The organism is Paenibacillus sp. (assembly GCF_035645195.1).
Lineage (GTDB): Bacteria > Bacillota > Bacilli > Paenibacillales > YIM-B00363 > Paenibacillus_AE.
Window position 1 is genome coordinate 134,613 of sequence record NZ_DASQNA010000033.1, and the last position, 22,305, is coordinate 156,917.

Here is a 22,305-nt window from a genome sequence, read left to right on the forward strand (position 1 = left end):
TACTCCGACGAACTCAGCCCCTGCGGCGGATTTGGCGCCAATAGTCGGAGTTACTCCGACTAATTCAGCCCCTGCGGCGGATTTGGCGCCAATAGTCGGAGTTTCTCCGACGAACTCAGCCCCCGCGGCGGATTTGGCGCCAATAGTCGGAGTTACTCCGACGAACTCAGCCCCTGCGGCGAATTTGGCGCCAATAGTCGGAGTTACTCCGACGAACCCAGCCCCTGCGGCGGATTTGGCGCCAGTAGTCGGAGTTTCTCCGACTAATTCAGCCCCTGCGGCGGATTTGGCGCCAAAAGTCGGAGTTACTCCGACTACCCTCGCCCTCGCAGTTGCTTCTACGCTCCTCTCCTGCCGCAAAATCCCCCGAAGTCCGCATTTCGCCCGCACCCGTTCAATTTTTTCCGCAGCCGGTCTTCCGCAATTCCCGCCTCGAACCGCCCATGAATGAAGAATCCATTTCTTAAGAAATCTTATGATTTCCGTTAAACAGTTCTTAAACTCGGTCCGGTAAAGTAAAAACCATCGAACGACGCGCAAGCAAACGAGGTGACGAAGGGACCCGTGCGATTCGACGAAAAATTGAAGCTGCTGAAGCGGTACGAACACGCCGTGTTCGCCGCTTGCGTGCACGTGCTGACGGACGAGCGCCGGGCGATTTTGGCGTCGAAGGAGACGCTGATCGATCTGTTCCGGGACGAAGCGTTCCCGACGGCTTCCGAGGAGGAGCGGACGCGGAAGCTTCGCTCCGCCGCCGCTAAACAGTGTATTCGACTATATTCGAAGGAAAGAGGGTTCGCAAATGCAAACGTATGAGAAACAACCGACGATCGCCCTGCTGCTGGCGGTCATCCCAGGGGTCGGCCATTTGTACTGGGGCCAATACATCAAAACCGTTCTTTACGGCGGGGCGGCGCTGACGCCGCCCGCGCTGTTCGCCGCGGTCACGCTGTTCGAGGGCCGCATCATCCCGGAGCTGTTCTTCCTGGCGCTGGCCGGCGTCATCGTCGTCTGGTGCGTGAACATGGCCGACATGGCGCTGACGCTGTCCCGGGGCGCCGCCGCGACGGCCGCCGCCCCGGCGGATGCGGCGCAGCGCGATCGGGCGCTGGCGACGGCGCTGTCCCTGATTCCCGGCGCCGGCCATGCATACGCCGGCGCGCCGCGGCGCGGACAGCTGTACTTCGCCGCCGCGCTCGCCGCGCTCGCGGCGCCGCTTGCGGCCGCGATCATGTTCGGCGAGCCCGCGCTGCTGCTGCTGTGGCTCGCGCTGCCCGCGCTCATGCTGGCGGCCGCCGCCGACGCTGCCGAATCGCTCCGCCGGAAGGAGTTCGGCGCGCTCGCGGCGGACGAGACGGCGGCCGAGATGTGGCTCGCGCCGGCGGCGAACGGCGGGCGTCCCGCCGTCGCCCAATTGCTTTCGGTCGTCCCGGGAGCGGGACATGTGTATCGGGGCGAAACCGGCAAGGGGCTGCAGCTGCTGGGAGCCGCGTTGCTGCTGCTGTACGCCAAGACGGAACTGAATCTGAGCATCGCCGCGTTCGTGTTCCCGGCGCTGTGGGCGTTCGCCTTAGCCGACCTCCGGCAGAGAGCGTTCGGCGCGGCGCGGGAATCAGCGGATGTCGACGCGCCGCTGCTCACTCCGGGCGCGCAGCGGTGGGCCGGAGCGGCGTTCATCGCCGTCGGCGCGTACATGGCGATCGACCGGATCGCGCTGGACGCTCTGGCGGCCTTGCTGCCGAACGTCCATTGGCATTATGAATTCCGCCGCTGGTCGGAAGCGATTTTCGCCTCGATCGCGCTGCTCGCGGCAGGCGTCGCCCTGCTGAGCCGGGGCGGCCCTCGCCGATAACCCGCTGCCGCCGGCTTCCCGCCAAAGGAGCCGGCGGCTTTTTGGCATTCGGGCCTCGTCCTATGATATAACAGGGGAAGGAGGCGATAAGCATGGAACAATTCCAAACGTATTTACATAATTACGTCCAATTGGGCGTGCGCGTCGGCGTCAATTTGCAGCCTAGCCAGACGCTCGTCATTCAAGCGCCGACGACGGCGCTCGAGCTCGTCCGGCTCGCGGCGAAAGAAGCGTATGCGGCGGGCGCCAAGTACGTGCACGTGGAATGGAACGACGACGGTCTGACGCGGATTCGAACCGAGCTGACGCCGGAAGACGCGTTCGACATCGGCCCGTCGCTGCGCGCGCACAACTACGACCGGCTGATCGAGCGGGACGCGGCGTTCCTGTCGTTCGTCTCGGCGAATCCGGATTTGCTGCAAGGCGTCGACCCCGACCGCGTCGCCAAGGTGACGAAGGCGATGCGGGCAGCGATGCACAATTTTTACGCCGGCTTGCGCACGGACAAATTCAGCTGGAGCATTCTGGCGGTGCCGTCCGAGGTGTGGGCGAACAAAATGTTCCCGAACGAGCCGGAAGAGCGCCGCATGAACCTGCTGTGGGAGGCGGTGTTCCGGGCGACGCGGGCGGACGCGGCGGATCCGGTCGCGGCATGGATGGAGCATCTGAAGCAGCTGCAGGCGAAGAGCGACTACTTGAACGCCAAAAGGTATCGCGCGCTGCATTATACCGCGCCGGGCACCGATCTGACGGTGGAGCTCGCCGACGACCATCTGTGGGTCGCGGGGGACAGCATCAACGAGAAAGGCACGATGTTCGTCGCCAACATGCCGACGGAGGAAGTGTTTACGGCGCCGAAGCGCGGCGGCGTGAACGGCACGGTGCGCAGCACGAAGCCGCTCAATTACGCGGGCAATTTGATCGACGGCTTCGAGCTGACGTTCAAGGAGGGCAAAATCGTCGACTTCAAAGCGGACCAAGGCGAAGAGACGCTGAAGCGGCTGCTGGAGACGGACGAAGGCGCGTCCTACCTCGGGGAAGTCGCGCTCGTGCCGCACGCCTCGCCGATCTCCGATATGGGCATGATTTTCTACAACACGCTGTTCGACGAGAACGCGTCGAACCATTTCGCGATCGGCAGCGCGTACGCGTTCACCGTGCAAGGCGGCAAGACGATGTCCAAAGAGGAGCTCGCGGCGAAAGGGCTCAACGACAGCCTGACGCATGTCGACTTCATGGTCGGCTCCGCCGACATGAGCATCGACGGCATCGCGGAAGACGGCACGCGCGAGCCGTTGTTCCGGAACGGCAACTGGGCGATTTGACGACAAAAGCGGCGCAAAAAAGGCCGGCGAGACGGGGAACCCCCCGTTTCGCCGGCTTTCGCATTTATGCATTCAAAATGTCGTCGATGCGCCGCAGCTCTTCATCGCTGAAGTCCAAGTTGGACAGCGCGGCGACGTTCTCTTCGATTTGCGCCGGACGGCTCGCGCCGATCAGCGCGGACGTCACCTTGCCTCCGCGCAGCACCCAAGCGAGGGCGAGCTGCGCGAGCGACTGCCCGCGGGCGGCGGCGATCTCGTTCAGCTGCCGCGCCTTGGCGATTTTGTCCGCCGTGACGTCCTTCGCGTTCAGGAACGGCGACGTCGTCTTCGCCGCGCGCGAGTCGGCCGGAATGTCGCCGGTCAAATATTTGTTCGTCAGCAGCCCTTGCGCCAGCGGCGTGAAGGCGATGCTGCCGACGCCGTGCTCGTCGAGCGTTTGCTGCAGGCCGTTCTCGATCCAACGGTTGAACATCGAGTACGCCGGCTGGTGAATCAGAAGCGGCGTGCCGAGCTCGCGCAGGATGCGGATCGCTTCGCTCGTTTGTTCCGCCGTGTAGTTGGAGATGCCGACGTACAGCGCTTTGCCTTGACGAACGACCTGGTCGAGCGCGGCCATCGTTTCCTCGAGCGGTGTCTCCGGATCGGGGCGGTGCGAATAAAAAATATCGACGTAGTCGAGCTTCATCCGCTTCAGGCTTTGGTCGAGGCTCGAGATCAAATATTTCCGGGAGCCCCAATCTCCGTACGGTCCCGGCCACATGTAGTAGCCTGCCTTCGTCGAGATCACCAGCTCGTCGCGGTACGGCGCGAGGTCGGTTTGGATAAGACGGCCGAACATTTCCTCCGCCGAGCCCGGCGGGGGACCGTAGTTGTTCGCCAAATCGAAATGGGTGATGCCGAGGTCGAAAGCCTTCCGTACGAGGGCTCGTCCGTTCTCGAACGAATCGACGCCGCCGAAGTTGTGCCACATGCCGAGCGAGATCGCCGGCAGCTTCAGTCCCGATTTGCCGCAGCGGCGGTACGCCATCCCGTCGTAGCGGGCGGGGTTCGCGAAATATACCATAAATCAGGGTTCCTCCCGTCGCGAATTTAAGGTAACATGATCCATTATATATGGAAACGTTCTCTACTTCACTACACGTTTTCCAAAAGGAGGGGTTACGCGGTGGACGAAATACGCCGGAGGCCCCGGATCGTCGTCGCCGGCACCGGGAGCGGCGTCGGCAAAACGACGGCGACGATCGGTATTATGCGCGCGCTGCAGCGGCGAGGCTTAAAGGTTCAAGGGTTCAAATGCGGGCCGGATTATATCGACCCGACGTATCATACCGCGGTCACCGGACGGCCGTCTCGCAACGTAGACGCGTGGCTCGCGGGCGAGGACGGCGTGCGGGAGACGTTCGAGCGCGGCGCGGCGGACGCGGACGTCTCAATCATCGAGGGCGTCATGGGCATGTTCGACGGGCGCGACGTCGAGTCCGATGACGGATCGACCGCTCATATCGCCGAAGTGCTCGCCGCTCCCGTGCTGCTCGTCGTGGACGTGTCCGGCACGGCCCGCAGCGCGGCGGCGGTCGTGCACGGATTCCGGACGTTCGGAGCGGGAGGCCGCATCGCGGGAGTGCTCGCGAACCGGTGCGGCAGCCGCGGCCATTACGAGCTCGTCAAGCGGGCGGTCGAGGCGGAATGCGGCGTGCCGGTCGTCGGCTGGCTCGGCGCGGACGACGAGCTCGGCGCGCCGGAGCGCCATCTCGGCCTCGTGCCGGCGGTCGAGCGCGGCGAGCTGGCCGGCTGGTTCGACAGGCTCGCCGAAACGGTCGAACGCGGCGTCGATTTGGACGCGCTGCTGGCGCTGGCGCGAGGAGCCGAGCCGCTGCCCGCTCCGGCGAGCGAGGTGCGGCAGGGCGCCGCGGCGCAAGCGGACGGGCCCGTAATCGCGGTGGCGAAGGACGCGGCGTTCCATTTTTACTATCCGGAAAATTTGGAGCTGCTCGAGCGGCTCGGGGCGAAGCTCGTTACGTTCCGGCCGCTCGACGGGGAAGGCTTGCCCGACGAGGCGGACGGCGTCTACCTCGGCGGCGGCTTCCCGGAAGAGTATGCGGAGCGGCTGGCCGCCAACCGCCGGCTTCCGGAGCAGCTGCGCGCCTTAGCGCCGCGAGGGCTGCCGATCGTCGCCGAGTGCGGCGGCTACATGTATTTGTGCCGCTCGATCACCGACCGTTCGGGGCGAAAGTATCCGATGGCGGGCATCGTTCCGGCGGACGTCGCGATGCAGCCGAAGCTGGCGGCGATCGGCTACCGGGAAGCGACCGCCAAGCAGGACTGCGTTTTGCTCGCCGAGGGGGAGTCGATTCGCGGGCACGAATTTCATTACTCGCGCATCGTGGAGGCCGACGCTTTCCCGCGGCTGTACGAAAGCGCCGGCCGATTCGGCGCGAGCTTGGACGGATTCGCGGTTTGGAACGTCGCGGCAGGATATACGCACTTCTACTTGCCCTCCAACCCGCGGGCAGCCGAACGATGGGTCGCGGCTTGCGCCGCCTATCGGGCTACGCGCAAAGGGGGAGCGCCCGGGGCGCCTCATTCGATTTAAGGGTTTGGATTCGTTTATAATGGACGAAGCGACAGACTCGACAACGAAGGATGAGGACTATGGGCAGCAAATTTCGCTATATTCCCGCGATGCTCGCTTCCGCGCTCGCGGGCGGGGCAGCCGCGTATACGTATGCGCAGATGGAGACGACGTCCGAGCTCGGCAAGCTGGAGCGGGCGATGCAGCTGATTGAACAAAGGTACGTAGAGCCGGTCGATCGGACGAAACTGATCGACGGCGCGATCGAAGGCATGCTGCATGCGTTGGAGGATCCGTATACGACGTACATGGATCAGGAGGAAGCGGCCGCCTTCAACCAAAACATCAGCGCCTCATTCGAAGGAATCGGCGCGACGATGGAGGAGATCGACGGCCGCATCGTGATCGTCGCGCCGATCAAAGGTTCGCCGGCCGAAGCGGCCGGTCTGAAGCCGGGCGACCAAGTCATTAAGGTCGGCGACCAAAGCCTGGAAGGAATGGAAGTGCACGAAGCGGTCATGCTCATTCGCGGCAAGAAAGGCACGACCGCGGAGCTGACGATCGTGCGCGACGGCAAACAGGTGCAAGTATCGATCGTGCGCGACACCATTCCGCTGGAGACGGTGTATTCCGAGCTGCGGGAGGACGGCGTCGGCGTCATCCGCATCGCTTCGTTCGCGGAGACGACCGCGGCGGAGTACGAAGAAGCGGTTCGCAAACTGCTGAACGAAGGGATGAAAGGGCTCGTCATCGACCTGCGGCAAAACCCGGGCGGCTTGACGGACGCGGCGGAGAGCATCGCCGAAACGCTCGTCCCGGACGGCAAGCCGATCGTCCAGTTCAAAAGCAGGGGCCGCGAGCCGCAAATCACCGTATCCCAATACAACGATATCGGCCTCGGCGCCATGCCGATCGCGGCGATCGTCGACGGCGGCAGCGCGAGCGCGGCGGAAATCGTCGCCGGTGCGCTGCAGCAGTCCGCGAACGTGCCGCTCGTCGGAACGACCACGTTCGGCAAAGGGACGGCGCAGCTGAACCAGCCGTTCCAGGACGGATCGAGCATGAAATATACCGTGGCCGAGTGGCTGACGCCGAACGGCGGCACGATCCACAAAACCGGACTGACGCCGGACGTCGTCGTCGAGCTTCCGGCTTACGCCAATCTGCCGCTCGTCAGCGACGACGTGACGATGAAAGAGAACGAGTTCTCGGACAATATCAAAACGATACAGCTGATGCTGAAGGCGATCGGCTTCGATCCGGGCCGGGAGGACGGGTTTTTCGATGCCGGCACGACTAGGGCCGTCCGACGCTTCCAAGCGGCCAAAGGCATCGAGCAGACCGGCGTCGTGCAAGGGGAAACGACGCGGGCGATCATCGGGGATGTGCGCGAAGCGATCCAGGCGAACGACACCCAGTTGGAACAGGCGGCGAAGCTGGTTCGCGAGCGATTCCAATAAATATATCTTAATGTACAAGGGAGAGAGTACAGGATGCCAAGCTTGGATATGCCGCTGGAACAATTGAAACAATATATGGGGAGAAGCCCGAAGCCGGACGATTTCGATGCGTATTGGGCCGAAGCGCTGCAGGAGCTCGACGCGACCGCGCCCGAGCCATTGATCGCGCCGAGCGCGTTCCAGCCGCCGAACGCCGAATGCTTCGACCTGACGTTCACCGGGGTGCGCGGCGCTCGCATCTACGCGAAATATTTGCGGCCGAAAGGCGTATCCGCTCCGCATCCGGCCGTGCTCCAATTCCACGGATACACCGGCAGCTCGGGCGATTGGTCCGATAAGCTGAGCCTCGTCAACCTCGGTTTCTCCGTCTTCGCCATGGACTGCCGCGGACAAGGGGGCAAGTCCGAGGACGTCGGCGGCGTCAAGGGCAACACGATGCGCGGCCAATTCATCCGCGGCCTCGATTCCGGCCCGAAGGATTTGCTGTTCCGGCACATCTTCCTTGACACGGCGCAGCTCGCCCGCGTCGCGATGTCGATGCCCGAAGTCGATGCGGAGCGAATCGGCGTGCAGGGCGGCTCGCAGGGCGGCGCGCTCGCCCTCGTCTGCGCGGCGCTCGAGCCGCGCATCAAGCGCTGCGTCTCCGTCTTCCCGTTCTTAAGCGATTACAAGCGCGTATGGGAAATGGATCTTGCGAAGGATGCGTACGAAGAGCTGCGCATGTATTTCCGCCTGTTCGATCCTCGTCACGAACGGGAGGACGACATTTTCCGCACGCTCGGTTATATCGACGTGCAGTATTTGGCGGAGCGCATTCAGGCCGAGGTGCTGATGGGCATCAGCTTGATGGACAACATTTGCCCGCCGTCGACGCAGTTCGCCGCATACAATCGAATTCGTTCGACGAAAAGTCATATCATTTACCCGGACTTCGGACACGAAGGCTTGCCGGGCTTTAACGACGACGCGTATTTGTTCCTATCCAAGTTATAACGGCAGCTAGAGGCGTATAAATGAACGGCGAACTACCGACCTTACCAAGGGGGTGGTTTTCCGATGAATCGAGCGATGATTACGGGCCTCAGCACCATCGCTGCCGCCCAAGCGTTGAAGCTGCCGATCGAGTACGCGGCAAGAGGCAAGTGGGATTGGTCGACGCTGTTCCGCACCGGCGGCATGCCCAGTTCGCACTCCGCGGGCGTCGCGTCCTTGGCGACGTATATCGCCCTCAAGAAAGGCGTACCCGCCGTCGATTTCGCCATCAGCGCGCTGTTCGGACTGATTGTCATGTATGATGCGATGGGCATTCGGCGCCGCGCCGGCGAAATGGCGGTGGAGCTGAACGAGTTGGATGCCAGAGTCGAAGAGCTGGCCGACCAGCATCCCGGGACGTACCACCGAGAGAAGCGGGCGCGGCTGAAGGAAGAGCTCGGCCATCTTCCGCGGGAGGTGGCGGTCGGAGCGCTGCTCGGCATCGCCGCGGGATGGCTCAGCCGCGCGCTGGAGCGCAAATAACGTTGCAATGAACGGTCCCCTTAATGGGGGCCGTTCGTTTTTGTGCCTGCTTCCTTCTCCCTACACGTCGTGTTATAGTAATGCTACATATTAGAGAGATACGAAAAGTCGAGGAGGGGGACGCTCTGCAATCGCCATTGCTGCATATCGGCGTAGACGCCGGGGGAACGCTCGTCAAAATCGCCTGCGAGCACGAGGACGGCGCGATATCGTTCCGGAAATTTCGAAGCTCCGACCTAACGCAGGCGGCTGAATGGGTGGATGCGCAGCCGCTGCGAGGAAATTTGTGCCTTACCGGAGGCAAGGCCGGCTTATTCCAAGCGTTGATTCGGCGGGAAGCCGGCCATGTAATCGAATTCGAGGCGACCTGCAGCGGAGCGAAATGGCTGCTCTGCCGGGAAGGCATTGCGCTGCCCTCGTTTCTGCTGACGAACGTCGGCACGGGGACGTCCATTCATTACGTGGACGAGCATACGCATTACCGCGTCGGCGGCACGGGCGTCGGCGGCGGAACGATTCTCGGCCTCTCCGCGCTGACGACGGGCATCGACGATTTCGAGGAGATCGTCCGTCTGGCCGCCGCGGGCAGCCGGGACGACATCGATTTGACGGTCGGCCATATTTACGAAGGCGCGACGCCGCCGATCCCGGGCGAGCTGACGGCGAGCAATTTCGGGCGTTGGCTGCAAACGGGAGGGAGCCGTCGCAAGGAGGATGTGCTGGCGTCGGTCATCGGGCTCGTCGGCGAGACGGTGGCGACCGTCAGCGTGCATGCGGCCGGGCAGAGCGGTGCGGCATGCGTGCTGTACATCGGCTCTTCGTTCGTTCGCAACGAGCTGCTGCGCCGCGTCGTGGCGGGGTATACGGAGCTTCGCGGCTCCCGTTCGCTGACGCTGCCGGACGGGGAATTCAGCGGGGCGGTCGGGGCGCTGCTGTCGGCGCGAAACGCCGATGCGCAGGTGCCGCTCGCTTGCGGGCCGGAGGGGCGCTGACGCCCTGACGCGCGCCTACGGGCAAACGGCGGTTTTGAAAATAATGGTTGACACTGGAAGACATACGGCGTATAGTAACTCAAGGGAAAACATTCCCAAACTAATTTTTGGAAAGGGTGATGGAACATGTTGACGATCGCAACGGCCGCAATGAACGCACGTCCGAACACAATTGCATTCGCTTCACTTGGCTCCATCGTACCCGGAAGCGCGGCGCTGATTCGGTAATCAGCCGCACGCTTGTTGAGAGTATGGGATTTCAGCCACGGTGAACGAATGTTCGCCGTGGCTTTTTTACGTCCAAAAACGAAAGGAGCGATCATCAAATTATGCGAGAATCCGAAACAATGACGCCGCCGAATGCCGCATGGTCCCCGTCTCAAACGTTGGTAAAGTACTACAATAAAACAAGAAAACGAAGGTGAACGTTATCATGGAATGGATGTACGTCGCGGAGCAATTGGCCTCCGAAAAGCATATGGCATTGGAAAAAGAAGCGCGCATCGCGCGTCTTGCGAAGACGGAAGGTCGTCCTTCGCGGAAGCGGGCGTTCGCATTTAAGCTGTGGAACGTCGAAGTGACGGTCCGCACGGTGCGAAAATTGAGCTAATCGAAACATCCGGCGGCGCCGGGACCCGCAGCGGTCCCTGCGCCGCTCGCGTGTTCTTATCGGCCGAAAATCGGCGCGTCCCGGCGCGCCCGAGATATGGTACAATGACGCATGAAGACTTGCCGCCCCTCCATGGCGCTCGGCCTCGAGAGGACGGCATAAAATCAGACAGCTTAGAACAACGGAACGGGAAGTGGAGAAACCTTGAAACTCGGGGTTGGATACGCCGTGATGGCGTACGTCGCATGGGGCTTGCTGCCCTTATATTGGAAATGGTTCGATACGCTGTCGGCCGGCGTCCTGCTCGGCCATCGCATCGTCTGGTCGTTCGCGTTCGTCGTCGTTCTGCTGCTTGCGGCGAATCGGGGACGGCTCGCCTCGGTCAAACCGAAAACGAGAGCGGAGCTGCTCGCCATGATCGCCGCTTCGGCGCTGATCAGCGTCAATTGGCTTATTTTTATTTATGCCGTGAAGTACGGCCATGTCGTAGAAGCAAGCTTGGGCTATTACATCAATCCGCTGATGAACGTCGTGCTGGCCGTTTTCTTCTTGAAGGAAAGGCCGACGCCCGTGCAATGGACCGCGATCGCGCTGGCCGCCGTCGGCGTCGCCTCCTTGACGGCGACGTACGGCAAGCCGCCGTGGATCGCGCTGACGCTCGCGGTCTCGTTCGCGCTATACGGCTTGGTCAAGAAGAAAACCGCCGCGGGACCCGCGGAAGGATTGTTCTGGGAGACGGCGTTCGCGCTGCCGGCGGCGGCCGTATATTTGGCGTTCGCGGGAGGCGCCGCCGCTCCGCTGGAATCGCCGTCCGGCTGGGCGCTGCTGTTGTCCGGCGCGGCGACGACGCTGCCGCTGCTTTGGTTCGCCGCGGCGGCGAAGCGGCTTACGCTGACGACGATCGGACTGATCCAATATTTATCGCCGACGATGACGCTGGCGATCGGCGTACTGCTGTTCCGCGAGCCGTTCACGTCGACGCATCTGTGGAGCTTCGCGTTCATCTGGGTCGCGCTGGCGCTGTACACGGCAGCGTCGCTGCGGCGAATGAAGCTGGCGGCGGGATAAAAAATAAAACTATCGGGGTGGGCGCATGGCCAAACGAATCGGTATTTTTTGTATCGTGTTATCCTTCGCGTTGTACGCATTGCTGCTGGCCGTGCCGTTTCTGCCCGCCGGCTCCTCCGGCAAGGCGGGCGCCGCCGCGGCGCTCGTGATCGCGGGAGAGGTCGCGTTTTGGATCGGGGGCCTGCTGCTCGGAAGAGAAGTCATTAAGAAATATCGGAGGTTTCTCTCGCCCGCAGCTTGGGCGAAGCGAAAATCCGCCGAAACGCAAGGAGAGAAGGAACAAACATGACGATTCGCGACGCGGAGAGAGAGGATCTCGTCTCGATTACAGACATCTACAACGACGCGATATTACATACGACCGCGGTATACGACTACGAGCCGCATTCGCTTGACAGCCGCATCGCCTGGTTCGAGAACCGGCGTTCGGGAGGGTTTCCCGTCATCGTGTACGAGGTCGGAGGTGCGGTCGCCGGCTTCGCCTCCTTCGGTCCGTTCCGACCTCACCAAGGGTACCGGTATACGGTCGAGCACTCCTTGTACGTGCATCGGGAATACCGGAAGCGGGGCATCGGCCGAGCGCTGCTGGAACGACTCATCGAGCTTGCGGAGTCTTCAGGATACGCGGTGCTCGTCGGGGGCATCGACGCGGCGAACGTGGAGAGCATCCGCCTTCACGAACGGTTCGGCTTCGAGCATGCCGGCACGATACCGAAAGCCGGCTGCAAATTCGGACGTTGGCTGGATTTGGCGTTTTATCATCGCCAGCTGCGGGGGCCGGCGTCCCCGTAATGCGTTCGGGTAACCGGAGACGATTAGGGCAGTCTATTCGGAAAGAGTGGAGGGATCGGTCTTGTCGATCTGCGAGCATCGACCGGTCGCGCTCGTAACGGGCGCCTCGGCGGGGTTCGGCCTGCATTGTTCGATCGAGCTGGCGAAACGCGGCTTTCTCGTCGTCGCGGCGATGCGGGATCCCGCCGGCCGGGGCGCCGCGCTGACGCATATGGCCGCGCGCGAAGGCGTCGGGGAGCGCATCGCAGCGGCGAAGCTCGACGTCACCGATGCGGAACAGATCGAGGGCGTCGTGCGCGGCGTCGTCGAACGATACGGCCGCATCGACGTTCTGCTGAACAACGCGGGCTATGCGCAGGGCGGCTTCGTCGAGGATGTGCCGCTCGAGTCGTTCCGCGAGCAGTTCGAGACGAACGTATGGGGATTGATCGCGATGACGAAGGCGGTCCTGCCGTATATGCGGGAGCGGCGAAGCGGCACGATCATCAATATGAGCAGCGTGAGCGGCCGCCTCGGCCTGCCCGGCTTCGCGCCGTATGCGGCGTCGAAATTCGCGGTCGAAGGGTTCAGCGAAGCGCTGCGGCTCGAGCTCCGGCCGTTCGGCGTCCACGTCGTGCTGATCGAGCCGGGCTCGTATCGGACCGATATTTGGGCGAAGGGGTTCGCCCGGATGGCCGGGGACGAGACTTCGCCGTACGCCTCGATGCTCGAGCGCGTGAAGCGGGCCGCGGAGCGGTCGGCGAGGGCGGGCGGCGACCCGCGGGACGTCGCTCGGCTGGCGGCTCGCGCCGCGTCGGCGCGCCGTCCGAAGCTGCGCTACGCGCTCCCCGCCTCGGCGGCGCTGCTGCCCGTCGCCAAAGCGCTTCTGCCGTGGTCCTTAATCGAACGGGCGATCGGCCGGGCGCTGAGATAGAACGTATGAGAAAAGACCGCGCGATTTTTCCGCAGAGGGAGGATCGCGCGGTCTTTCATTATGGTTGCAGGTTTACAGTACGTTCCGGGCCGTTACGTAATGATTGGACCAAAAGCCGGAGCGAAGGTTCGAAACGCCGACGCCGTCGAAGCTCGGGGACGCGTGAATGAACTCGCCGTCGCCGATGTACATGCCGACATGGTTGATTCTCCCGTCGTCGTTCGTATCGAAGAAGACGAGGTCGCCGATGCGCAAGTTCGACTTGCGGACATAGCTGCCTTCTTTCGCCTGCTGGCGGCTGGACCGCGGCAGATCGACGCTGTGCTTGCGGAAAACGAATTCCATGAACGAGGAGCAGTCGACGTATTTGTTATTGGTGTTCCAAGGCTCGGCACCCCACTTGTAATCGAAGTCGCCGTTATACGACTTCGCCGTGGCGGCCAATCTCGTTCTAAGGTTGGTGCCGCTTGCCGCGGTTTCGCCGCTCGTGCCGGCGCCGCCTCTGTAGTCGGTATATTTGTCGGATGCGGAAATGTATCCGATCGTGCCGCTCTTCGTCTCTACTTTCAGCCAGTTTCCGGATGCTTCGCTAATGACGTGAACGTCTTCGCCTCTTTTAAGCATGCGGTACACTTTGCCGGACAAGCTGGGTTTCGATCTCAAGTTCACTCCGTACGTTACTTCCGTTTCGTAGCTTGCCGCCGCCGAAACGGACGACGCCAACAACAACGTACCTGCTAACGATGCGAGGAAAATCGAGAGTTTTCGCATCCCATCACCTCCGCCTACAAGGATAACCCAAGCCTAAAAGGCGGCGGGAGGGTCCAAATTATGCCAACTTTCGGATTCAACCGACAAAAGCTGGTATGGTACAATGGAAAAAACGCGGCATGAACGCAAATTTCGAGACATGTGTCGCTTTTGTGAACGGAGGGGATTCGGTGTCGGAACGATTGACGGAGCAGGACATCGAACGGAGGCTTGCCGCGTTACCCGGTTGGTCGCTGGAAGACGGCAAATGGCTGGTGAAAAAGGCGCGGTTCCGCTCGTATTTGGACGGCGTCGACTTCGTCTCGCGGGCAGCCCGCGCGGCGGAGCGGCTCAATCATCATCCGCTGATCGCGATCGACTATAAGCTCGTAACGCTGCGCCTTACCTCATGGCGGGCGGGAGGCATCACGGAGCTCGATTTCGAGGCGGCCGCCGCATTCGACCGCGAACTGCCGGGGGAAGGCGGAGCCGAGTCCGCGGAATAACGACATCTCAGCGCCAGGCGGCCGAATCTTCGGCCGCTTTTTTCGCGCGCGTGTCGGGAACCATTTTTCCCCAGCCTGTAACCTTCGGCCGTCCCGTGCGTCTAATGTAAGAAGTACGAAAGAAACGGACAAAGGGGTTTGGAGAATTCGTGCAAACACATTGGATTACGCATGCCGCCCGATGGACGATCGCGGCGGCCGTCGCCTTAGCGGTTTGTTGGACGAGCGTCTTCGGGGCGGCCGCCGGCGCGGACGCGGCGAGAGAACCGCTGCAAGTATCCGTCGAAGCAGGGTACGGCGGCAGCGCCAAGGAAGGCCGATGGTTTCCCGTGAAGGTGACGCTCTCGAATCCCGGCGACGACGTGTCGGGAGAATTGGCCTTGTATTCGGAGGGCGAGAGCGGCAATGTCGCCTACGCGAAAGCGGTCGATCTGCCGCGGGGCAGCACGAAAACGGTATGGTTCGCGCTTCCGGGGCGACCTTCGCATGTAGGCGGACAGCATCTCGTTTTCCATGAAGGGGGCGTCGAGCGCGGGAAGGAAGTGCCGTTCGCGCAAGGCAAAGCGTCGGTCGCGCCGTTGATGGCACCGGCGGACGCGCTGTTCGTCGGCGTGCTCGCCCGCGACCCGGATACGCTCAATTTCCTCACGTTGTTCAATCAACGGGGCATGCAGGTGGACACGACGCATTACACGGTCGATTCGTTCCCTTGGGACGCGACGATGCTCGACGGCCTCGATGTCGTCGCGATTAACGACGCCGCCGTCGATACGCTGACCGAAGCGGAGGCGTCCGAGCTGCGGGCGTGGGTCGCCCGCGGCGGCCGGCTTCTCCTCGCCGGCGGAGCGGGCTTTGCGAAAGCGGCGGCGCTTTCGGCGCTGTCCCCTGTCGATGTGACCGGAACGGCGGCGGTGACGGCGCTGCCTTCGTTCGAGGAGGCGGCGGGCGAGCGGCTCGCGTTCGCGTCCCCGTTCACCGTGTCCGCGGGCACCGTCCGCGAAGGCGAGACGCTGTTCGAGGAGGACGGGATCCCGCTCGTCGTGACCGATCGATACGGATCGGGCCAAGTGACGTACATCGCATACGATTTGGCGCTGCAGCCCCTTGCCTCATGGAGCGGCAATTTGAAGCTCTGGGAGCGCATATTAGAAGGCTCGCTTCCGTATGGTTCCGGAGCGCAGCAAGGGAAGTACGTGTATATGGACGGTACATGGGAAATGGAGCGGGCGCTCGATTATTTCCCGCAGTTCGTCCCGCCGGCGTTCGGCTCGTTGGCGCTTTTGTTTTTGCTGTACGCGGTGGTGATCGGGCCGCTGTTGTACTTCGTGCTGAAGAAGCTGGATCGCCGCGAATGGGCATGGTTCGCCATCCCGGCGCTCGCGATTGCGACGAGCGGGATCATTTACGGCGTCGGCGCGTCCGGCCGCGGGAACGCGCTGGCGCAAACGCTCGCGATTCAAGAGCTGGACGGCGAAGGCGGAGCGACCCGGACGGCGTCGTCGTCGGTGTTCGTGCCGAACGGCGGGCGTTATTCGCTTCGATGGGAAGGGGAACGCGCCGTCACGGTCCATCGGTGGAACGAAGGCGTCGGCGCAGGGAACGGCGGCGAGGCCACCGCGATCGTCCGCGCCGACGCGGATCGCACCGCGGCCACGTTCCGCAACGTGCCGTATTGGTCGATCAAGAAAGCGTATGTCGCGGAAGAGACCGTTCCGGACGCCGGCGCGATTACGTATTCGCTTCGCCTCGAAGCGGGCGCCATCGTCGGCGAGGTCGCGAACGAGACGCCTAATGATCTATACGAAGCTGGCGTGCTGTACGGCGATCAATGGGCGAGAATCGGGGAGCTGCCGCGCGGCGAACGCCGGACGTTCCGCCTCTCGATCGGCGCCGTTCAGATGGCGCATTCCGACCTCGGCGGCATCGTGCTGCCGTACGGCGGCAGCGACGAGCAGCTGCGGGAACGCGCGCTGCTGAACGTCTACGCCGATACGCTGCGCAATCGCGCTCGGGGCGGCGCCGCAGCCGCGCCGGTGTTTCTCGGCTTCGCCCGCGGCGACGATCCGTTGTTCGCCGTGGAAGGAATCTACGCGGACGCGACGCGCATCGATTTGTACGCGCAGCCGCTCGCCTTCGATTATGAACAGAACGGCAGGCTGATGATTCCGGGCGGCGCCGTGCAGCCGTACGTGGAGAGCAGCAGCTTGACGTATGGGCATGGGTACGGCACCGGCAGCATCGACGCCGGCGCCGGCAGCTTCGTCCTCGCGTACCGGCTCCCGCAGCGCGCGAATTGGGCGTACGAGAAAGTGACGCTGAACGGAAGCGTCCAGGCACCGTTCTCGCTCGAGCTGTGGAATGAGCGAAAGCAAGCGTGGGAGCCGCTCGCCGGAGCGCAGGCGGAGCTCGAAGGGGAGCGGCTCGCCGAGGCGCTGACGTCCGACGGACGGATCCGTTTGCAAGCGTCTAGCAACCAGGGCGGCGTCTTCATGTTCCCGCAGCTGGCGGCGGAAGGGAGAGTATTGCCGTGATCGACATTCGGGATTTGACCAAAACGTTCGGCGGGTTTACCGCCTTGAACGGGTTGACGCTGTCCGTGGAGAAAGGGACGGTGTTCGGGTTCGTCGGCCCGAACGGCGCCGGGAAGTCGACGACGATGTCGATTCTCGCGACGCTCCTGCTGCCGACATCCGGCACGGCGAAGGTCGCCGGCGTCGACGTGACGGAACGTCCGCACGAGGTGCGGCGGCTGATCGGATATATGCCCGATTTCTTCGGGGTGTACGACAATTTTAAGACGACCGAGTACTTGGATTTCTACGGTGCGAGCTACGGCATTCCGCGCGCGGAGAGGGCGAAGCTCATCCCGGAGCTGCTCGAGCTCGTTAATTTGGCGGATAAGGCGGACGTTTACGTCGATTCGTTGTCGCGGGGGATGAAGCAGCGGCTGTGCCTCGCGCGCTGCCTCGTGCACGATCCGGAGCTGCTCATTCTCGACGAGCCGGCGTCCGGTCTCGACCCGCGCGCCCGCATCGAAATGCGCGAAATTTTGAAGGAATTGAAAGCGATGGGGAAGACGATCCTTATTTCTTCGCATATTTTGCCGGAGCTCGCCGAGATGGTCGACGAAATCGGAGTCATCGAGAACGGCGAACTGCTGGCGAAAGGGAAAGTGACCGACATCCAGCAGCGCATGCGGGCGAAGCGGGTGCTGCACGTCCGCCTGCTCGAGCGCGAAGCGGAAGCGGCCGCGATGCTGAAAGAGCAGCCCGACGTCGCGTTGGTGCAGCAGGACGCGTCCGGCATTCACGTCCATTTCGCCGGCGCCGACGAGGGGCAGTGGCAGCTGCTGGAGCGGCTCGTGGCCGCCCGGTTCAAAGTCGTCTCGTTCAGCGAGGCGCAGACCGATTTGGAGGACGTGTTCCTCGAAATTACGAAAGGAGCGCGAACATGAACCTTCGGTCGCGATGGATCAACCCTGTGCTGGAGAAAGAGTTTCGGCTGCGCATGCGAACGGTCCGTTCGCCGCTCGCGCTGCTTGCGTACCTTGCGGTCATCGGGCTGCTGGCGTTCGCTTATTTGTACGTGGAATCGCAGAACCGCGGGCCGAACGGTTTTACGCCGGAGGCGAGCCGATTTTTGTTTTATTTCTTGAGCGGCGCGCAGATGGTGCTCGTCTGCTTCATGGCTCCCGGTCTTACGGCCGGCGTCATCAGCGGGGAGCGGGAGAAGCAGACGCTCAGCATGCTGCTCACGACGCAGCAAAGCTCGGCCGCGATCATTCTTAGCAAGCTGGCGGCTTCGCTCAGCTTTATGCTCTTGGTCGTGTTTACGACGCTGCCGATTTACAGCATCGTGTTTTTGTACGGCGGCATTTCCCCGGCTCAGCTGCTGTCGGTCTTCGGCTTTTACGTGCTCGTCATGCTCATGCTCGGCTCGCTGGGCGTCATGTTCTCGACGCTGTTCCAACGAACGGTCGTCGCCGTGATCGTGACGTACGGCAGCGGTCTGTTCCTGTACGTGCTTACGGGGCTAGCCGCATTGTTTCTTATGGCGGTGTCGGGCGCGCAGCTGCGGTACGAAGCGGGGTTCCTGCTCGGCTTGAATCCGCTCTCGGCCATGATCGGGCTGTTCGAGCCGAGCTTTACGAACGAGTTTTTCCGAGGATCGCTCGCCGGTTTGCAGATGTGGCATATTTTCGTGTCTTCGCATCTCGTCATCGCGGCGTTCGCCGTCTGGACGGCGGTGCGAAAGCTGCGTCCGGCCGCGCGCGGCCGCAAGACGGCTCAGCCTGCTTCCGAGCCGTCTGCGAAGTGATCGCTGCCGATCGATTAAGCTGTATGCGCATGGGGGGAGGGGAAGGTTTATGTCATCGGCGGCCGAGCGATTCGTGAAGCTTGTTGCCGGCGTTCGCGGACGACTGATGAGGCAGCGGCTCGTCCGATATGCGGCGCGCGGGTTCGCGGCCGGCGCGGCGGCGGCCTGCGCGCTCGGCGCGGCCGGCTTCGCGCTGCCGATCGCGCATTATCGGCTGGCGGGAGCGCTGCTGCCTGCGGCGTTCGCTTTGGCGGGCGCGGCGGCCGCCTGCTTCCGCCGGCCGACGCTCGAGGACGCCGCGCGGGCGATGGACCGCCGCGGCGGTCTCGAGGAGCGAATCGCGACGGCGCTCGCCTACCTCGGCGACGACGGCCCGATCGCCCGGCTGCAGCGGGAGGAAGCGCTGCGGCGCGCGGAGGCGTTCGCGGCCGCGGCGCGCGAGCGGCTGCCGAATCCGCCGCTAGGGCGGACGATCGGTTCGGCGGCCGCGGCGCTGCTCGCGTTCGCGCTGCTGGCGTCGCTGCCGAACCCGATGGACGGCGAGCTCGCGCGTCGCGCGGCGGAGCGGGAGGCGGTCGCGGATATGACCGAGGAGGCAGGGCGGCAGCTCGACGAGCTTCGTTCCGCCGCGCTGCCGCCGCTCGAGCGGGAGGCGCTGGAGCGCGAGCTGTCGGCGTTGGAGGCCCGTCTGAGCGACGCTCCCGCGTCCGCTGCGGCGCTCGAAGCGCTCGAGGAGGCGTTGGAGCGGCTTCGGGACATGGAGCGGCTTGCGGCGGCGGAGGCGGCTTCGGCGGAGCGGTGGCGGGAGCTGGCGGCTAGCCATCCGGCGCTGGCGGCGCTCGCCCGGCGGGATCTCGACCGCGCGTCGGCGGATGCGGCGCTCGCGCAGCTGCGCGGCGAGGCCGCGCGGATGACGCCGGAGCAGAAGGAGCGGCTCGCCGCGGCGCTGGAGGAGCTCGCCGCCTCCGCGGCCGCGCCGGACGCCGAAGCCGAGCGCAGGCTGCGGGAGGCGCTGGAGCGCCTGGCGGCGGAAGCGCGCGGCGCGGTAGGCGCGTCGGGCGAGATGGACGCGGAGGCGCTCGCGGCGGTGCGGGACGCGCTGCTCGCGGCTGCGGCGTCGCAGGCTGCGGCGCAGCGGCTGGCGGAAGCGGCCGCGCAGGCGGGCGCGGGGCTCGCCGCGGCGGGGCTCGGCGCGGCCGAAGGGCTGTCAGCCGCGGGGGCGGCGCTGCCGGCGGATTGGCGCGCGGACGGCGCTGCCGCTCGCGCCGCCGAAGCCGCGGTCGCAGGCGCGGCGGACGGCGTCGAGACGGCGGAAGGCGGAAGCGGCGGTCAAGGCGCAGGCGGTGGAACCGGCGGAAGCGGCACAGGCAGCGGAACCGACGGAAGCGGCGCAGGCGGCGGAACCGGCGCGGGCCGCGGCACCGGCCCGGGAGGCTCCGGGGCAGGCGTCGGCGCCGGCTCGCGGGAGCTGGTCAGCACGCCGCGCGCGGCGAACGGCGGCGGCTCGCCGTCCGTCGATTCGGGACCGGTGCGCGGCGGCGGCGGCGACATTTCGGAAGGCGGCAGCGCTCCGGCGCTCGACGGCGCGGCGCGACCGTACGAAGAGGTGTTCGCGGAATACGAAGCCGAAGCGGCGCGTTCCTTGCCGCGGTCGACGCTGCCGCAAGGGATGCAGGAGCTCGTCCGCGATTATTTTACGGAAATTCAACCGAACCGGTGAACCGAGGAGGAGCCATGATCGAATCGATAGCGCAATGGGAAAAACTGCAGGAAGCCGCGGCGGCGATCCGGGAACAAATCGGCCGGGTCGTGGTCGGGCAGAAGGAAGCCGTGGAGCAGCTGCTGTGGTGTTTGTTCGCCGGCGGTCACGCGATTCTCGAAGGCATCCCGGGCCTCGGAAAAACGATGCTCGTCAAAACAGTCGCCGAGGCGGTCGATTTGTCGTTCTCGCGCATTCAATTTACGCCGGACCTCATGCCGGCCGACATCACGGGCACGAACTTGATTCAATTCGGGGAACGCGGCGAAACGTCGCACCGGTTTCAGCCGGGACCGATTTTCGGTCATCTCGTGCTGGCGGACGAAATCAACCGCGCGACGCCGAAGACGCAGAGCGCGCTGCTCGAGGCGATGCAGGAGCGGACGGTCACCGTCGGCTCCGTCACTCGGGAGCTGCCGCGCCCGTTCTTCGTGCTGGCGACGCAAAACCCGCTCGAGCAGGAGGGGACGTATCCGCTGCCGGAAGCGCAGCTCGACCGGTTCCTCGCGAAGCTGATCGTCACGTATCCGTCGCGCGAGGAGCTGAAGGAAATCGCCCTGCGCACGACGGCGGCGGATGCCCCGCAGGTTCGGAAAGTCGCCGACGGCGCGGCGATCGAAGCCATACAGGATACCGTCAAAAGGCTGCTCGTCGAAGGCGAAGTGCTCGATTACGCCGTCCGGCTCATCATGGCGACGCATCCCGCCGAGCCCGAAGCGCCGGAAGCCGTGAAGCGGTACGTCCGGTACGGCTCCGGTCCGCGCGGCATCCAGGCGCTGCTGTCGCTCGCGAAGGCGCGCGCGTTCGGCGCCGGACGAATGAACGTGTCGTTCCACGACATCGAGCAAGTCGCGCTGCCGGCGCTGCGGCACCGCATCTTCCTGACGTTCGAAGGGGAAGCGAGCGGCATGACGACGGACGCCGTGCTCCGCGAACTGCTGGCGTCGCTCGGAGGGCGCGCGTGAGCGCGGAGCGGCTCGGCCTCGACGCCGAAGCGCTCGTCCGGCTCGAACGGCTGTCGATCGCGGCGAACGTCCGCGTTCGCGGGGCGGCGCTCGGGAAGCGTCGATCGCGCCGGACGGGCTCGTCGCTCGATTTCGCCGATTATCGGCTGTACGCGCCGGGCGACGACGTCCGTCAAATCGATTGGAACGCCTATGGCCGAAGCGGCAAGCCGTTCGTCAAGCTGTTTCACGACGAGCAGGAGCTTCCGCTGCGGCTGTGGGTCGATGCATCTGCGTCCATGAACACGGGCGAAGACGCGTTCGGCGGCGGCAATAAGCTGGCGTACGCCAAACGGCTGGCCGCCTGCGTCGGGTATTTGGCGCTGTGCGGCTTCGACCGGGTGTCCGCCTTCGCGTTCGGCGGGGAGACGGCGGCGGAGCTGCCCCCGCAGCGCGGCAAAGGTTCGGCGCAGCGGCTGTTTCGGTTTCTGGCGGACGTCGAGCCGGGGAAGGAAGGCGACTTGTACCGGTCGCTGGCGCAGCCGAAGGCGCTGCCGCGCGGGCCGGGAATGACGTGGATTTTTTCGGATTTCTTGTACGAATCCGGCATCCGCGAAACGTTGAACGTGCTGCTCGCGGCGAAGCAGGAAATCGTCGTCGTTCAGGTGCTGTCTCCGGAAGAGCTCGATCCGCGCCTTGCGGGGGATGTGCGCCTCGTCGACGTCGAAACGGACGCGGGCAAAGAGGTGTCCGTATCGCCCCGAGTGCTCCGCTCGTACCGCGAGGCGCTCGAGGCGCACGTCGGCTCGCTGAAAGCGTACTGCCGCGAGCGGCATATCGCGTACGCGCTCGCTTCGACGGACGTTCCGGCGACTGCATGGGTTACGTCCACGCTGCGCGGCGCCGGCGCGCTCGCTTGATTTGACGCCG

Annotated in this window: 22 protein-coding genes; 20 read left to right on the forward strand and 2 right to left on the reverse strand. The window is 64.2% G+C overall.

Annotated features, from left to right (window positions below; genetic code table 11):
- Positions 1-564 precede the first annotated feature (564 nt).
- The 3 genes from VE009_RS18120 (at position 565) to VE009_RS18130 (ending at position 3,177) form a co-directional block, all read left to right on the forward strand.
- Entirely contained in the window at positions 565-816 is a 252-nt protein-coding gene (locus tag VE009_RS18120; RefSeq protein WP_325010010.1) for a hypothetical protein, read from the forward strand.
- Complete coding sequence (locus VE009_RS18125) at positions 803-1,852, forward strand: hypothetical protein (protein ID WP_325010011.1); 1,050 nt, start codon at positions 803-805, stop codon at positions 1,850-1,852. The genes VE009_RS18120 and VE009_RS18125 overlap by 14 nt, the downstream gene beginning before the upstream one ends.
- Before the next feature lie 92 nt (positions 1,853-1,944).
- Positions 1,945-3,177, forward strand: a complete 1,233-nt coding sequence (locus VE009_RS18130) for an aminopeptidase (protein WP_325010012.1) — start codon at positions 1,945-1,947, stop codon at positions 3,175-3,177.
- 64 nt (positions 3,178-3,241) lie between these two features.
- On the opposite strand, the gene mgrA is transcribed toward VE009_RS18130, so the two are convergent.
- Entirely contained in the window at positions 3,242-4,240 is a 999-nt protein-coding gene (gene mgrA, locus VE009_RS18135; RefSeq protein ID WP_325010013.1) for an L-glyceraldehyde 3-phosphate reductase, read from the reverse strand.
- A gap of 102 nt (positions 4,241-4,342) precedes the next feature.
- Between mgrA and VE009_RS18140 the strand changes: the two genes are divergently transcribed.
- From VE009_RS18140 to VE009_RS18185, 10 genes are all read left to right on the forward strand, one after another.
- Positions 4,343-5,770 carry a cobyrinate a,c-diamide synthase gene (locus VE009_RS18140; protein WP_325010014.1) on the forward strand — a complete coding sequence of 476 codons (1,428 nt, stop codon included), beginning with the start codon at positions 4,343-4,345 and terminating at the stop codon, positions 5,768-5,770.
- Positions 5,771-5,829: 59 nt separating this feature from the next.
- Positions 5,830-7,209, forward strand: a complete 1,380-nt coding sequence (locus VE009_RS18145; RefSeq protein ID WP_325010015.1) for a S41 family peptidase — start codon at positions 5,830-5,832, stop codon at positions 7,207-7,209.
- A gap of 33 nt (positions 7,210-7,242) precedes the next feature.
- On the forward strand, positions 7,243-8,202 hold the full coding sequence (locus VE009_RS18150; protein WP_325010016.1) for an alpha/beta fold hydrolase: 960 nt from the start codon (positions 7,243-7,245) through the stop codon (positions 8,200-8,202).
- 63 nt (positions 8,203-8,265) lie between these two features.
- Positions 8,266-8,724 carry a divergent PAP2 family protein gene (locus VE009_RS18155; protein ID WP_325010017.1) on the forward strand — a complete coding sequence of 153 codons (459 nt, stop codon included), beginning with the start codon at positions 8,266-8,268 and terminating at the stop codon, positions 8,722-8,724.
- Positions 8,725-8,861: 137 nt separating this feature from the next.
- Positions 8,862-9,716: a type II pantothenate kinase gene (gene coaW / locus VE009_RS18160; RefSeq protein ID WP_325010018.1), complete on the forward strand. Its 855-nt coding sequence runs from the start codon at positions 8,862-8,864 to the stop codon at positions 9,714-9,716.
- A gap of 433 nt (positions 9,717-10,149) precedes the next feature.
- Entirely contained in the window at positions 10,150-10,326 is a 177-nt protein-coding gene (locus VE009_RS18165) for a hypothetical protein (protein WP_325010019.1), read from the forward strand.
- A gap of 204 nt (positions 10,327-10,530) precedes the next feature.
- Positions 10,531-11,394 (forward strand): EamA family transporter RarD, encoded by an 864-nt coding sequence (rarD, locus tag VE009_RS18170; protein WP_325010020.1) that lies wholly within the window; start codon positions 10,531-10,533, stop codon positions 11,392-11,394.
- A 25-nt stretch (positions 11,395-11,419) separates the two neighbouring features.
- Positions 11,420-11,683 carry a transporter suffix domain-containing protein gene (locus VE009_RS18175; protein WP_325010021.1) on the forward strand — a complete coding sequence of 88 codons (264 nt, stop codon included), beginning with the start codon at positions 11,420-11,422 and terminating at the stop codon, positions 11,681-11,683.
- Positions 11,680-12,186: a GNAT family N-acetyltransferase gene (locus VE009_RS18180; RefSeq protein WP_325010022.1), complete on the forward strand. Its 507-nt coding sequence runs from the start codon at positions 11,680-11,682 to the stop codon at positions 12,184-12,186. The genes VE009_RS18175 and VE009_RS18180 overlap by 4 nt, the downstream gene beginning before the upstream one ends.
- A 61-nt stretch (positions 12,187-12,247) precedes the next feature.
- Positions 12,248-13,099, forward strand: a complete 852-nt coding sequence (locus tag VE009_RS18185) for an SDR family oxidoreductase (protein WP_325010023.1) — start codon at positions 12,248-12,250, stop codon at positions 13,097-13,099.
- A gap of 72 nt (positions 13,100-13,171) precedes the next feature.
- Here the strand turns inward: VE009_RS18185 and VE009_RS18190 are convergent, their stop codons facing one another.
- Entirely contained in the window at positions 13,172-13,870 is a 699-nt protein-coding gene (locus tag VE009_RS18190; protein WP_325010024.1) for an SH3 domain-containing C40 family peptidase, read from the reverse strand.
- 170 nt (positions 13,871-14,040) lie between these two features.
- Here VE009_RS18190 and VE009_RS18195 point away from each other — a divergent pair, with 170 nt between their 5' ends.
- The 7 genes from VE009_RS18195 (at position 14,041) to VE009_RS18225 (ending at position 22,295) form a co-directional block, all read left to right on the forward strand.
- Positions 14,041-14,355: a 4a-hydroxytetrahydrobiopterin dehydratase gene (locus VE009_RS18195; protein ID WP_325010025.1), complete on the forward strand. Its 315-nt coding sequence runs from the start codon at positions 14,041-14,043 to the stop codon at positions 14,353-14,355.
- Positions 14,356-14,504: 149 nt separating this feature from the next.
- Entirely contained in the window at positions 14,505-16,886 is a 2,382-nt protein-coding gene (locus VE009_RS18200; protein WP_325010026.1) for a DUF7408 domain-containing protein, read from the forward strand.
- Complete coding sequence (locus VE009_RS18205) at positions 16,883-17,809, forward strand: ABC transporter ATP-binding protein (RefSeq protein WP_325010027.1); 927 nt, start codon at positions 16,883-16,885, stop codon at positions 17,807-17,809. Before VE009_RS18200 ends, VE009_RS18205 begins: the two co-directional genes overlap by 4 nt.
- Positions 17,806-18,672 (forward strand): ABC transporter permease, encoded by an 867-nt coding sequence (locus VE009_RS18210; RefSeq protein WP_325010028.1) that lies wholly within the window; start codon positions 17,806-17,808, stop codon positions 18,670-18,672. Before VE009_RS18205 ends, VE009_RS18210 begins: the two co-directional genes overlap by 4 nt.
- A gap of 49 nt (positions 18,673-18,721) precedes the next feature.
- A complete protein-coding gene (locus VE009_RS18215) occupies positions 18,722-20,392 on the forward strand; it encodes a hypothetical protein (protein WP_325010030.1) in 1,671 nt (556 codons plus the stop codon).
- A gap of 14 nt (positions 20,393-20,406) precedes the next feature.
- Complete coding sequence (locus VE009_RS18220; protein ID WP_325010032.1) at positions 20,407-21,396, forward strand: MoxR family ATPase; 990 nt, start codon at positions 20,407-20,409, stop codon at positions 21,394-21,396.
- Positions 21,393-22,295 (forward strand): DUF58 domain-containing protein, encoded by a 903-nt coding sequence (locus tag VE009_RS18225; protein ID WP_325010034.1) that lies wholly within the window; start codon positions 21,393-21,395, stop codon positions 22,293-22,295. Before VE009_RS18220 ends, VE009_RS18225 begins: the two co-directional genes overlap by 4 nt.
- Positions 22,296-22,305 lie beyond the last annotated feature (10 nt).

Coding starts and splice junctions, on each gene's coding strand:
- VE009_RS18125 (WP_325010011.1), top strand. CDS start 803: ATGCAAACGTATGAGAAACAACCGACGATCGCCCTGCTGCTGGCGGTC.
- VE009_RS18130 (WP_325010012.1), top strand. CDS start 1,945: ATGGAACAATTCCAAACGTATTTACATAATTACGTCCAATTGGGCGTG.
- mgrA (WP_325010013.1), bottom strand. CDS start 4,240: ATGGTATATTTCGCGAACCCCGCCCGCTACGACGGGATGGCGTACCGC.
- VE009_RS18145 (WP_325010015.1), top strand. CDS start 5,830: ATGGGCAGCAAATTTCGCTATATTCCCGCGATGCTCGCTTCCGCGCTC.
- VE009_RS18150 (WP_325010016.1), top strand. CDS start 7,243: ATGCCAAGCTTGGATATGCCGCTGGAACAATTGAAACAATATATGGGG.
- VE009_RS18155 (WP_325010017.1), top strand. CDS start 8,266: ATGAATCGAGCGATGATTACGGGCCTCAGCACCATCGCTGCCGCCCAA.
- VE009_RS18165 (WP_325010019.1), top strand. CDS start 10,150: ATGGAATGGATGTACGTCGCGGAGCAATTGGCCTCCGAAAAGCATATG.
- VE009_RS18175 (WP_325010021.1), top strand. CDS start 11,420: ATGGCCAAACGAATCGGTATTTTTTGTATCGTGTTATCCTTCGCGTTG.
- VE009_RS18180 (WP_325010022.1), top strand. CDS start 11,680: ATGACGATTCGCGACGCGGAGAGAGAGGATCTCGTCTCGATTACAGAC.
- VE009_RS18190 (WP_325010024.1), bottom strand. CDS start 13,870: ATGCGAAAACTCTCGATTTTCCTCGCATCGTTAGCAGGTACGTTGTTG.
- VE009_RS18210 (WP_325010028.1), top strand. CDS start 17,806: ATGAACCTTCGGTCGCGATGGATCAACCCTGTGCTGGAGAAAGAGTTT.
- VE009_RS18215 (WP_325010030.1), top strand. CDS start 18,722: ATGTCATCGGCGGCCGAGCGATTCGTGAAGCTTGTTGCCGGCGTTCGC.
- VE009_RS18220 (WP_325010032.1), top strand. CDS start 20,407: ATGATCGAATCGATAGCGCAATGGGAAAAACTGCAGGAAGCCGCGGCG.